Origin of the sequence: Aerococcus mictus, from assembly GCF_003286595.3 — a bacterium.
GTDB lineage: Bacteria > Bacillota > Bacilli > Lactobacillales > Aerococcaceae > Aerococcus > Aerococcus mictus.
The window spans coordinates 556,848-569,125 of record NZ_CP132985.1; the positions used below are offsets into that span (position 1 = coordinate 556,848).

The following is a 12,278-nucleotide window of genomic DNA, read 5'->3' on the forward strand; positions in this document are numbered from 1 at the left end:
GCAAGAGAAATTTTACTTAGTCCTTGGAAGCTTAAAATAGGGTTTAGGTCCTAGTCGTGATAAACTAGATAGGAGAAAAGAAAAAATGGAGTGAAGTATAGTGGACGGCAAGTTTGAATTAGTATCATCCTACCAACCCAGTGGGGACCAACCCCAAGCCATCAAAAAACTGGTTGAAGGGGTGGAAAATAACGATAAGGCCCAGGTCCTTTTAGGCGGTACCGGGACCGGAAAGACCTTTACCATGGCTAATGTCATTGCGGAGACCAACCGGCCGACCTTGGTCTTAGCCCATAATAAAACCCTAGCGGGACAATTGTATTCAGAGCTCAAGGAATTCTTCCCCCATAATGCAGTCGAATACTTTGTCTCTTACTATGACTACTACCAACCAGAAGCCTATGTGCCATCGAGCGATTCCTATATTGAAAAATCGGCCTCAGTCAATGATGAGATTGATAAGCTCCGCCACTCAGCCACCTCATCGATCCTGGAACGCCGGGATACCATCATTGTGGCATCGGTGTCCTGTATCTACGGTTTAGTGGACCCAATGGAATATAAAAACCACGTGCTTTCCATCCGCCAAGGTCAAGAAGTTGACCGTAACGACTTTATGCGGCGTTTGGTGGATATGCAGTACGAGCGTAATGATATTGAGTTCCGCCGTGGGACTTTCCGCGTCCGCGGGGATGTGGTGGAAGTCTTCCTGCCTTCCCGTGACAGTGAAGCTATCCGGGTGGAGTTCTTTGGCGATGAAATTGATCGGATTCGTCAAGTTGATGTTTTGACCGGTGAAGTCAAAAATGACGTCAAACACTATCCCATCTATCCAGCCACTCACTTTGTGGTTGATTATAATAAGATGCAAAGAGCGGTTGACTCAATTGAGGCCGAATTAGAGGTCCAATTGAAGAAGTTTAATGACGAAGGCAAACTCCTAGAGGCCCAACGTCTGGAACAGAGAACTCGTTACGATATCGAAATGCTATTAGAAATGGGCTATTGTAACGGGATTGAGAACTATTCCCGCCATATGGACGGTCGGGCGCCGGGTCAACCCCCATATACCTTGCTGGACTTCTTCCCTGACGATTACCTGCTCATGGTTGACGAATCCCACATGACCATGCCCCAAGTACGTGGCATGTACAACGGTGACAAAGCCAGGAAGGAACAGCTAGTCGATTATGGTTTTCGCCTGCCTTCTGCCTTAGACAACCGGCCTTTGAAATTAGCTGAATTTGAAGAACGCGTCAACCAAGCCATCTATGTTTCCGCTACCCCTGGGGACTATGAAATTGAGAAGGCTCATGGCGAAGTTGTGGAACAAATTATCCGGCCAACCGGTCTCTTAGACCCCAAAGTGGAAGTTCGCCCGATTAAGGGTCAAATTGATGACTTGATTAGTGAAATTAATGAGCGGGTAGATAGAGGCGACCGGGTCTTTGTCACCACTCTGACCAAGAAAATGTCCGAAGACCTGACCGATTACTTAGAAGAGGTCGGCATTAAGGTGAAATACCTACACTCGGATATTAAAACCCTCGAGCGGACCGAAATTATCCGTGACCTCCGTCTGGGCGTCTTCGATGTCCTGGTGGGGATAAACCTCCTGCGGGAAGGGATCGATGTGCCTGAAGTGTCTTTGGTGATTATCTTAGACGCGGATAAGGAAGGCTTCCTCCGTAATGAGCGGTCGCTGATCCAAACCATTGGACGGGCTGCTCGTAATGAAAATGGCCACGTGATTATGTATGCGGATACTGTGACCGGATCCATGCAGGCAGCCATTGATGAAACCGCTAGACGGCGGGCGATTCAAGAGGCTTATAATGAGGAACATCACATTACTCCGAAAACCATCCAAAAAGAAATTCGTGATTCCATCCGCATTACTACCGCAGTGAACAATGCAGAAGAAAATGAATCGCTCATGGATACCATCCGGGGCATGAACCGCAATGAAAAAGAAGAAGCTGTCCACAATGTGGAATTAGAAATGCGTCAAGCAGCTAAAGACCTGAACTTCGAAAAAGCGGCTGAATTGCGGGATATCATCTTAGAACTTAAGGCAGAATATAAGATTAAGTGATGTTGGTCGATTAAATAAACCATGTTTATTAATAGTAAAAAGTAAAGGACCACAAAAGAAAAGCTCTCCCTTGCTACAATCTGCAAGGGGGAGCTCTTTGCGCTTCAGATTTAACTTTTGTTTTCTTTTTTACTAGTCCTCATTGTTATCACTAGGGTCAGGCTCTGCTTCCAATTTCTCTAAGTCGTCAGCTAAGTCTTGGCCTTCAGCAGTGTCCAAGCTAGTGATGAAGCGGTCCTGTTGGTCTGGATCTTCACTCTTACTGTGGATAACATGGAGCTGGGGCGTGGTTTTTCCCTCTTTGTCTGAATCAGGGCTTTCTGGTTCATCTTCCCAGTCTTCGGCTTGTTCGCCTTCTTGGTCACTTGGATCATCTTTAATGGCCCTTGGAAATGCAGGCAAGAGGGTACTTGATAAGATTAACCAGGCTACTCCTAAGGACAAGCCGGCCACGATGTCGGAAAAATAATGAACGCCAAGGTAGACCCGACTGAGGGCAATGGCTAGGCAGAGGATCCCTGTAGCAATTCCTAAAATTTGGCGCTTCTTATAAGAACGGATAAAGTAAAAAGCAATTAAGCACAAGCCCCCATACATTAAAACGCTCCCCATAGAATGGGCGCTAGGGAAGGAATAACCACCTTGTTCGATAAGGGGTTGGATAAAGCTAGGTCGAGGGCGTTTAACAATATATTTAATACTTTGGTTACCGAGCAGGACGCCAAGGATGAGTTGGCTAGAAAACCAAATTCCTAGGAAGCGGTACTTGAAGTAATAGAGAATGGCACTAATAATGAGGGCGGCAATAATAATATAAACCGTGGTCCCCATTTCAGTGAAGTAAGTGACAAAGGTCTGCCACCACTGGGGCCCCCAAGCAAACAGTGCCCCACCAATCGCTTGATCAGCCCCTTGGATAAAGGCAGGATGGATGGCTGCCGTTAAACAAATTAAGGCGAAGGGGATCAAGGCAAGTAGCGAGCCAAGTAAATGGGGGAAGAATGTTCGATCTAAATGTTTCATAAGTCTTCTCCTTTATTATAATTATCTTTATTTTAAGTGAAAAACTGAAAAAAGGCCAAAAAATGCTGGCGAAACCGAGTAAAATTAAGGATATTTCTTGCAAGTTTAGCCGATTTCTCGTATAATGACTGCTGTGCTTAAAGCACAACCATTTTCTTGGTCAGCCGAATCACCAACGGCTTACTCAGACTATGGAAGAATACAAGAGAAAGAAAGGTGAATATAATGGCATTAACTAAAGAAGAAAAAGACGCTATTATCGAAAAATACGCAACACATGAAGGGGACACTGGTTCTGCTGAAGTACAAATTGCTTTATTAACTGCAGATATCAACAACCTTAACGAACACGCTAAAACTCATAAGAAAGACCACCACTCCTACCGTGGTTTAATGAAGAAAATCGGTCACCGTCGTAACTTATTAGCTTACTTACGTAACAAAGACGTTACTCGTTACCGTAACTTAATTAAGAGTTTAGGTTTACGTCGTTAATTAAGAAAGTGTGATAAGCGCACCAAAGAGCGAGAGCGTTGGAAAAAAGGCGCTTGCTCTGCGCTTGGAACACCTTTAAGCGAGATTCTTTGGAGTCTCGCTTTTTTTAAAGTAAAATCTAGCTAAAAGCCCCCATATTGACCTCTTACTAATCAAAGTTATGTGCTTTAGGAAAAACATATAACCTTGCTTAGTAGGTGGTTGGGGGAGAAAAGGAGTAAATATGTCTGAAAAACAAGTATTTAAAATGAATTGGGCGGGCCGTCCGCTCCAAATCGAAGTTGGCCAACTGGCTAAACAGGCTAATGCTGCGGCCCTGGTACGCTACGGGGATACTGTCGTCTTAACTGCTGTTGTTGGGGCTAAGGAAGCCAAAGAAGGCCAAGATTTCTTCCCTCTTACAGTGAATTATGAAGAAAAACAATATGCTGCTGGTAAAATTCCAGGCGGCTTCATTAAAAGAGAGGGCCGGCCAACTGAACATGCCACTTTAACTGCCCGTTTGATTGACCGTCCAATCCGGCCAATGTTCCCAGAAGGTTTCAAAAATGAAGTCCAAGTGATTAACACCGTCATGTCCGTAGATAACGACTGTAGCCCAGAGATGGCTGCCATGTTAGGTTCTTCCGTGGCCTTAACCATTTCGGATATTCCTTTTGATGGTCCGATTGCGGGAGTCAATGTTGGTCGCGTCGATGGTAACTTAGTGATTAACCCAACCCTAGACCAACAAGCCCAATCTGACTTGGAATTGACTGTTGCTGGGACTCAAACTGCTATTAATATGGTGGAATCCTCTGCCCAAGAATTAAGTGAAGAAGAAATGTTAGAAGCTTTGATGTTTGGTCATGCGAACATTAAGGAACTTTGCTACTTCCAAGAAGAGATCCGCCAAGCAGTTGGCCAAGAAAAAATGCCTTTTGAAGCGGAAGCTTTTGCTCCAGAAACTGAAGCGGAAGTCTATACCCGCTACCATCAAAAAATGGTAGACGCTATCCAAATCTTTGACAAGTTGGAACGTGAAGAGGGCGTTCAAGCGGTTAAGGACGAAATGATTGAGTTTTACGATAGCCAATTCTTAGATGACGAAGACTTTGTCGCTAAACATAATCAAATTGTGGCCCTAGCTGATAAGTTAGAATATGACGAAGTTCGCCGCCTGATTACCGAAGACAAGGTCCGTCCTGATGGGCGTAAAATTGACGAAATCCGTCCTCTCTCTTCAGAAGTAGGGCTCTTGCCACGGGTTCATGGGTCCGGTTTATTTACCCGGGGACAAACCCAAGTCCTCTCCGCATGTACCCTAGCTCCTCTATCTGAATACCAACCCTTGGATGGAATTAGTCCTGAAACCGAACGGCACTTCATCCACCACTATAACTTCCCTCAATATTCAGTGGGTTCCACTGGACGTTACGGTTCACCAGGCCGTCGGGAAATTGGTCACGGGGAATTAGGTCATCGGGCCTTACAAAGAGTCATTCCTTCCCAAGAGGAGTTCCCTTATACCATTCGTTTAGTAGCTGAAGTCTTAGAATCTAATGGGTCTTCTTCCCAAGCTTCTATTTGTGCAGGGACCCTGGCCTTGATGGATGCTGGTGTGCCGATCAAAGCACCTGTAGCGGGGATCGCCATGGGCTTGATTATGGACCAAGAAGATAACAATAAATATACTATTCTAACCGATATCCAAGGTCTTGAAGACCACTTAGGTGATATGGACTTTAAGGTGGCCGGAACTAGACAAGGGATTACCGCCTTGCAAATGGATATTAAGATCAAAGGGATTACTGAAGATATCCTCCGTGAATCCCTAGCCCAAGCTAAAGTTGCCCGCATGCAACTGCTTGACCACCTCCAAGGTACCTTGGATGCGCCACGTGACCATCTCAGCCCTTATGCACCGAAGATTAAGATGATTCAAATTAAACCTGAAAAGATCGGTGAAGTCATCGGTAAGGGTGGTGAAACCATCGATAAGATTATCGAAGCTACCGGAGTCAAGATTGATATCGATGATGATGGCCAAGTAAGTATTTCTTCGAGTGATGAGGCCATGATTGATAAGGCCATTGAAATCATTGAAGAACTCACCTTGGAAATTGAAGTCGGCCAAGTCTTTACTGGGACCGTTACTCGAATTGAGAAATTTGGCGCCTTTGTCCAATTAACCCCTAAACAAAACGGGATGGTTCACATTTCTGAACTCCAACATAAACGCACCAATAAGGTTGAAGATGTGGTCCAAATTGGTGACCAAGTCAAAGTTAAAGTCATTGAAGTCGATAACCGCGGTCGGATCAACCTCTCCATGAAGGCTTTGACCGACAAAGACGCTGAATAAGTTTAACTTTTTATAAAGGAAGGCTGGGACAAAAGTTCTAGCCTTTTTTAGTAGCAAGGATCTCATCAAAACCTGAACCAAGCGCAGAGCAAGCGTCCTTTTTCTTCCAGCGGTCTTGCTCTTTGACGCGCTTGTCGCACTCTTTCTTGCTTAGTAAGACTTTACAATGAAGTTAATTTGTGAAAGCCTTGATAATTTGGTAAAATGAGTTATAAGCTTGATCGAACATGAAAATAGAGGAAGTGTAAACATGACAAAGAAATATAATATCGCTATTGTGGGTGCGACCGGAGCTGTGGGCGAACAACTCCGCTATTTATTAGCGCAATCCAAGATTCCTTATGACAAGGTGCGTTTACTGGCTTCTAGCCGTTCTGCTGGGAAAGAATTAAGCGTGGGCGATGAAAAATATACTGTAGAAGAATTAACTGCTGATTCTTTTGAAGGTATCGATATTGCCTTTTTCTCAGCAGGTGGCGATCGGTCTAAGGAATTTGCGCCTAAGGCCGTTGAAGCTGGAGCCGTTGTGGTGGATAACACGAGTGCCTATCGGATGGATGAAGACACTCCTTTGATTGTCCCAGAGGTTAACCAAGAAGCCATGGATAACCACCACGGTCTTATCGCCAATCCAAACTGTTCAACCATTCAAATGGTGATGGCCTTAAGACCAATCGAAAAGGCTTTCGGCTTAAAGCGGGTCATTGTGTCGACCTATCAAGCGGTTTCTGGTGCAGGGACTCGGGCTGTTTTGGAAATGGAAAATCAATTTCGCGATATCTTATCTGGCGATGAGATTGATGAACCTAAGATTTTACCGGTAGCTGGTGATGAAAAACATTATCAAATGGCCTTCAATGTCCTAGCGCAAATTGATAAGTTCCAAGACAACCACTACACCTTTGAAGAAATGAAGATGACCAATGAAACCAAGAAAATCTTAGGTCGTCCTGATTTACCGGTTTCAGCAACCTGTGTCCGAGTACCAGTCGTTAAGGGGCACGCCGAATCCGTTTATATTGAAATTGACCGTGATGATGTGACCATTGAGGACTTGATGGCTGTTTTAGACCAAGCAGATAATGTGATTGTGGAAGATGACGTGAAGCAACAAGTCTATCCTCAACCCGTGAATGCAGTCAACCGTCCTGAAACCTTTGTGGGAAGGATTCGTCAAGACCTGGATGTGAAGAATGGCTTCCATCTATGGATCGTTTCCGATAATTTATGGAAGGGTGCGGCTTATAATTCCATCGAGATTGCCGAAACCTTAATTGCTCGGAATTTGATCTAAAAGCTATAAAAGATGAAGTGAGCATCTTTACCAATAGGTTATAAAGATGCTTCTTTCCTTTATAAAGAATTTTTGTAAGAAGAAAGAGGAGTTGTAATGAGTGGAATAAGTATTATTCCATTGGGTGGTGTTCGTGAAGATGGTAAGAACATGTACCTGGTCGAAGTCAATGATAAGATTTTTATCTTAGACTGTGGCCTAATCTTCCCACCTGATGAAATGTTAGGGGTCGATATCATGATCCCTGATTTTACCTATGTCATCGAACACAAGGATAAGGTAGCTGGGGTCTTTTTGAGCCACGGCCATGCCGATGCGATTGGAGCCCTGCCTTATCTCTTAAAAGAGGTTAATGTTCCCGTCTTTGGGACGGAATTGACCATTGAATTAGCTAAGATCAATTGTAAGAAGCGTGGGGTGAAGAACTTCAAAGACTTCTACGTGATCGATGATTCTAACGAAATTGATTTTGATGATGCTGTGGTTAAGTTCTTCAGCACGACCCACACGGTCCCAGAATCATTGGGGATTGCAGTCCAAACTGAAGAAGGCAGCATTGTTTATACCGGGGACTTCAAATTTGATTTGACGGTTGGTGATGGTTATAAGACCAGCTTTAACCGCATTGGCGAAATTGCCTCATCTGGGGTAATTGCCCTCTTGAGTGATTCCCAACATGCGGATTCCTATTTTGAAAATACCTCGGAAGAAAAACTGGAACAGGCTATTTTAAAGGAAGTGGACAAGGCTAGCGGACGGGTCGTCTTAGCCACGGTGGATAGTAATATATTACGGATCCAACAAGTCTTAAATGTGGCGCGGGCCACTAACCGCCATGTCTTCTTATCAGGCGATCAAATTGAAGAAATTATCGATGTGGCCATCCGCTTGAACAAGCTCACCATCCCTTCCAAGAATCTGATCCAGCCCAATGACAATTTAAAGAACTTTGCTGATGATGAAATTATTATCTTGGAGACTGGTGAATACGGGGAAATCCTAACCAATTTACAAGCCATGTCCAAGGGGTCCCACAAGAATATTAAAATTCAAAAGGGCGATTTGGTCTTGATTACTTCGAGTCCATCCGTGGGCTTAGAAACCGTGATGGCTGATACTGAAGATGAGATCTACCGGGCTGGTGGCCATGCTCTCCAAGTCTTATCGGCTTATAAATCTAGTGGTCACGCTTCACCAAAGGATTTGGAAGTCTTGATTGGTCTTTTCAATCCAGATTATGTGGTGCCTGTGTCGGGAGAATACCGTCTCTTACACGCTCATGGTAAAATTGCTCAAAGTCTGGGCTATGATGATGACCATATCTTCCTGCTTGAAAAAGGTGACGTCCTTAAATACGAGAAGGGCAAACTTCGCCTAGCCAGCTCAGTTCCGTCTGAGAATGTCTTGGTTGATGGGAGTGGGGTTGGCGATATTGGTAATATTGTCTTACGTGACCGCCGCATTCTCTCAGAAGATGGGATTTTTGTGATTGTCTTGACCATTTCGAGAAGCCAAGGTAAGATTCTTTCCCAACCTGAAATCATTTCTCGGGGCTTTGTCTTTATGAAGGAGAGTACTGATCTTCTTAACGCCAGCAAGGAACTGGTGCGCGAAGAGGTTGAAAAGGCCCTAGCAGATCCTAAAAACTTTGATTGGGCCGACTTAAAGGGTAAAATTCGGGAAGTGGTGGCTAAATATCTCTATAAGGAAACTAACCGCCGTCCCATGGTTTTACCGGTGATTATGGAATCTTCTCACCGTCGCGGTAAGCGTAACTTCAAGAAAGAAAATCAAAAGAATAATTCCAATCAAAAGAACCATTCCAACCAAAAAAATAATGCCAAGAAAAATAATAAACCGAATTCAAAAAACAAGCACAATAAAAATCACAAGCAGAAACAAGACGCAAAATCTTAGCATTAGAAAGGACTAAGTTATGAAATCTTCCCAACGTTTAGTGATTATCGTTGAAGGCTTACTTTACCTAGCCTTAGCTTTTCTTATTCAGTTAATTTTCCCAGCGGTTATTTCTGAGTGGGGAATTGCTTTAAGGATTGGCTATACCTTGCTGATTTACTATGCTTTCAGGCGCGGAAATTTTGCCGGAAGTTTCGTTGGTCTTTTGTTAGGAGCAGTTTCCTGCATTGGACTGGATAACCCGGCTGATCATATCGGCCAAATTATTGGTATGATTATCGCTAGTGGTTGTTTAGGCATTGCGGGTCTCTTTGCCCGTAATTTACAACGGACCTTGCATAACCGGCGGATGGGGTCGGCCTATCTTAACTTGGTAACCGGTACTATCCTGGCATGGCTAGCCTATTTCTTAGTGCGCTTCCTGACTTATGAATATTTAGTCAGTGACCTTAGCCTAACGACCCAGGTTAACTTCCAACAAAATGCCTTGTCAGCCTTGGTGAATATTGTCCTTAGCTTGATTATCTTGATTGTGATTATGAATGTTTCGGCTAAGAACTTTATCCCTAAAAATACGCCTTATATATCAAGGCGTGAGCGTTCTCGCTTACTGAATGATGATTAAAGCAAAGACAGCCCAAGGAAGCTGGAGCACTGGCTCCAGCTCTTTTGCTTATTAGGGGAAGTATGCCTTTTAGTTTTTATTTTTATTTATTGTGAAATTTGCTATAATCTTATTTAGTTTGAGAGAGAGGTTAGGATTTATGACCAATTGGGTAAATATTTTAATTATTGCCATTATTTTAATTAATACGGTGTCGGCGATTTATACGGTTTTTCGCCAAGAGCGGCCAGTAGCGACGATTTGGGCTTGGTTACTTGTCCTAATCTTACTGCCGGGGCTAGGTTTTGTGATTTACTTTTTCTTGGGGAGAAAGATTTCTGATAAGCAGATCTTCCAATTGAATGAGAAGGAAGCTATGGGGATGACCACCCTAGTCAACAAAAACATTGATGACTCGGGCAAACAGCGTTTTATCTCTGACTATGATCCTGAACTGCAAGAATTAATTATCCTGCTTTACCGCTCTAATTTTTCAATTTTAACCGCTAATAATGAGGTTGAAATCTTTGATGAGGGCAAGGAAAAAATTGAAGCCCTCTTAAAGGATATCGCGGCAGCCAAGCATCATATTCATATCCAATACTATATCCTTACTCCTGACGAGGTGGGTAACCGGGTCTTAGACGCCTTGACTAAAAAAGCCCAAGAGGGGGTTGAAGTCAGGCTCCTATATGATGCCCTAGGAAGTCGTCAATTAAAGGATAAGGATTTAGAAGCGCTGCGAGCAGCAGGGGGAGTGGCTTCGGCCTTCTTTGGTTACTCGACCTGGATTCAAAATTTCCGTTTGAACTTCCGTAACCACCGCAAAATTGTTGTTATTGACGGGCGGGTTGGCTATATCGGCGGCTTTAATATTGCTAAGGAATATATCGGTAAGGGGCCCTTGGGCTACTGGCGCGACACCCATTTAAGGGTAGTTGGCGAGGCAGTTCAAGCCCTGCAAAGTCGTTTTGTGGTTGACTGGTATGCGTCAACGGACGAGGATACTAGTCTCTTACTGGCTGAACCTGAATTGGCCCATGACTATTTCCCCTTATTCCCGGTTGAGGATAAAGTTCCTATGCAAATTGTTTCCTCGGGACCTGAAGATGAAACCGACCAAATTAAGATGGGGTATTTGAAGATGATCACCATGGCCAGGTCACGGATTTACTTGCACACGCCTTACTTTATTCCGGATTCACCGATTTTGGAGGCTTTGGAACTTGCCGCCCTGTCTGGTATTGAAGTCCATATCATGATCCCATGTAAGCCGGACCACCCCTTTGTTTATCGGGCCACTGAATACTATAGTAAGGAAGTCTTAGCCTCTGGCGTTCATGTTCATCGCTATGACAAGGGCTTCCTGCATTCCAAGATGATGATTGTGGATGACCGGATTGCCAGTGTGGGGACCGCCAACTTCGATATTCGATCTTTCCGCTTGAATTTTGAAGTGAACGCCTTTATCTATGATAAGACGGTGGTGGCTGAATTGATTGCCCAATATGAACGTGACTTAGAGGATTCGACGCTTCTGACCCGAGAATACTTCGACAATCAATCCGGCTGGAAGAAGTTCAAACAAAAGGGCTCTCGCCTCTTAGCGCCGATTTTATAAAAATAAAAACCAGTTTACTCTCTGGGGGATTTCTTAGTGCTTCGCTTAGGAAGGACATCAAGAAAGTGAGTAAACTGGCTTTTTCATAATTAAACGATGATTGAGAAGTTATTTTGGTGATGGTAGAAGTTTTTATTTAGTAAAGTGATTGAATCAGGATGAATTAGTGCTGGCTCTAGGCATTGGGTTCCCAAATAGCTAAGATTTCTTGCTTAGGGATCATAAAGTTGACCTCGCTATCGACATCTTCAAAGATAACCATTTGACTTTGGGGATGGGAAGAATATTTTTGAAAATAGCCAAAGAGGGTGTCTTTGGTATACATATTACCCATATTGCGTCTAACGGTAATGTAGACGGGAAGCTGTTGTTTTTGGTAATCCTTGATCTGACTGGATAGGGCATCATTTTCTGTAACTGGCTCGAGATCTTGAAGCTTTTCAGCGGGGTTTTTATTAATGGACTGTAACGGTCTAGCGACGTTGGTCTGTGAACTTATCGGGATAATGTTATGAATTAAGCTATTCCATGAGAACGATTGACTTGGATTTTGCATCTTAGACCCTCCTTAAATAATAAAAATAAACAATTTCAGAACGTTTGTTCTAACTGATTTATAGTATAGCGAACGTTCGTTCTAGTGTCAAGTGAAATTCGAACAGATGTTTTTTATAGGTAAGAAAGCTTTTAAGTGAAGTAAAATCGCTTCAAAGGAATAAATCTATGCTAAAATGAACGTAACTCTAATAAAGATCGTGTGGCTGCCTGTTTATTCCATGCGACACTTAGTCATGAAAAGAATAAGGACTTTTTAATTATTTACTTTATTTAAATAATTTACGACAAGTCTTTTAATTTGTGGTATGATACACTTTATAAACTTTT

Annotated in this window: 9 protein-coding genes; 7 read left to right on the plus strand and 2 right to left on the minus strand. The window is 43.4% G+C overall.

Annotated features, from left to right (window positions below):
* The first annotated feature begins 100 nt into the window (after window positions 1-100).
* Window positions 101-2,095, plus strand: a complete 1,995-nt coding sequence (gene uvrB / locus DBT49_RS02660) for an excinuclease ABC subunit UvrB (protein ID WP_180754246.1) — start codon at window positions 101-103, stop codon at window positions 2,093-2,095.
* Between the two features lie 132 nt (window positions 2,096-2,227).
* On the opposite strand, the gene DBT49_RS02665 is transcribed toward uvrB, so the two are convergent.
* Window positions 2,228-3,118 carry a phosphatase PAP2 family protein gene (locus tag DBT49_RS02665; RefSeq protein ID WP_070558518.1) on the minus strand — a complete coding sequence of 297 codons (891 nt, stop codon included), beginning with the start codon at window positions 3,116-3,118 and terminating at the stop codon, window positions 2,228-2,230.
* Between the two features lie 225 nt (window positions 3,119-3,343).
* Here DBT49_RS02665 and rpsO point away from each other — a divergent pair, with 225 nt between their 5' ends.
* The 6 genes from rpsO to cls all read left to right on the plus strand — a co-directional run bounded on the left by rpsO (window position 3,344) and on the right by cls (window position 11,393).
* Window positions 3,344-3,613 carry a 30S ribosomal protein S15 gene (gene rpsO, locus DBT49_RS02670; protein ID WP_013668480.1) on the plus strand — a complete coding sequence of 90 codons (270 nt, stop codon included), beginning with the start codon at window positions 3,344-3,346 and terminating at the stop codon, window positions 3,611-3,613.
* Window positions 3,614-3,836: 223 nt separating this feature from the next.
* Window positions 3,837-5,957: a polyribonucleotide nucleotidyltransferase gene (pnp, locus tag DBT49_RS02675; protein ID WP_070558516.1), complete on the plus strand. Its 2,121-nt coding sequence runs from the start codon at window positions 3,837-3,839 to the stop codon at window positions 5,955-5,957.
* Between the two features lie 250 nt (window positions 5,958-6,207).
* A complete protein-coding gene (locus DBT49_RS02680) occupies window positions 6,208-7,251 on the plus strand; it encodes an aspartate-semialdehyde dehydrogenase (protein WP_070558514.1) in 1,044 nt (347 codons plus the stop codon).
* Between the two features lie 96 nt (window positions 7,252-7,347).
* Window positions 7,348-9,168: a ribonuclease J gene (locus tag DBT49_RS02685; RefSeq protein ID WP_070558512.1), complete on the plus strand. Its 1,821-nt coding sequence runs from the start codon at window positions 7,348-7,350 to the stop codon at window positions 9,166-9,168.
* 19 nt (window positions 9,169-9,187) lie between these two features.
* Window positions 9,188-9,793 carry an energy-coupled thiamine transporter ThiT gene (locus DBT49_RS02690; protein WP_070558510.1) on the plus strand — a complete coding sequence of 202 codons (606 nt, stop codon included), beginning with the start codon at window positions 9,188-9,190 and terminating at the stop codon, window positions 9,791-9,793.
* Between the two features lie 139 nt (window positions 9,794-9,932).
* Window positions 9,933-11,393: a cardiolipin synthase gene (gene cls, locus DBT49_RS02695; protein WP_070558508.1), complete on the plus strand. Its 1,461-nt coding sequence runs from the start codon at window positions 9,933-9,935 to the stop codon at window positions 11,391-11,393.
* A 175-nt stretch (window positions 11,394-11,568) separates the two neighbouring features.
* On the opposite strand, the gene DBT49_RS02700 is transcribed toward cls, so the two are convergent.
* Window positions 11,569-11,949, minus strand: coding sequence for a hypothetical protein (locus DBT49_RS02700; protein ID WP_070558506.1), 381 nt, complete (start codon window positions 11,947-11,949; stop codon window positions 11,569-11,571).
* Window positions 11,950-12,278 lie beyond the last annotated feature (329 nt).

What these genes read in the sequence shown, in the direction of transcription:
- DBT49_RS02665 (WP_070558518.1), bottom strand. Translation starts at nt 3,118, where the DNA reads ATGAAACATTTAGATCGAACATTCTTCCCCCATTTACTTGGCTCGCTA.
- rpsO (WP_013668480.1), top strand. Translation starts at nt 3,344, where the DNA reads ATGGCATTAACTAAAGAAGAAAAAGACGCTATTATCGAAAAATACGCA.
- pnp (WP_070558516.1), top strand. Translation starts at nt 3,837, where the DNA reads ATGTCTGAAAAACAAGTATTTAAAATGAATTGGGCGGGCCGTCCGCTC.
- DBT49_RS02680 (WP_070558514.1), top strand. Translation starts at nt 6,208, where the DNA reads ATGACAAAGAAATATAATATCGCTATTGTGGGTGCGACCGGAGCTGTG.
- DBT49_RS02685 (WP_070558512.1), top strand. Translation starts at nt 7,348, where the DNA reads ATGAGTGGAATAAGTATTATTCCATTGGGTGGTGTTCGTGAAGATGGT.
- DBT49_RS02690 (WP_070558510.1), top strand. Translation starts at nt 9,188, where the DNA reads ATGAAATCTTCCCAACGTTTAGTGATTATCGTTGAAGGCTTACTTTAC.
- cls (WP_070558508.1), top strand. Translation starts at nt 9,933, where the DNA reads ATGACCAATTGGGTAAATATTTTAATTATTGCCATTATTTTAATTAAT.
- DBT49_RS02700 (WP_070558506.1), bottom strand. Translation starts at nt 11,949, where the DNA reads ATGCAAAATCCAAGTCAATCGTTCTCATGGAATAGCTTAATTCATAAC.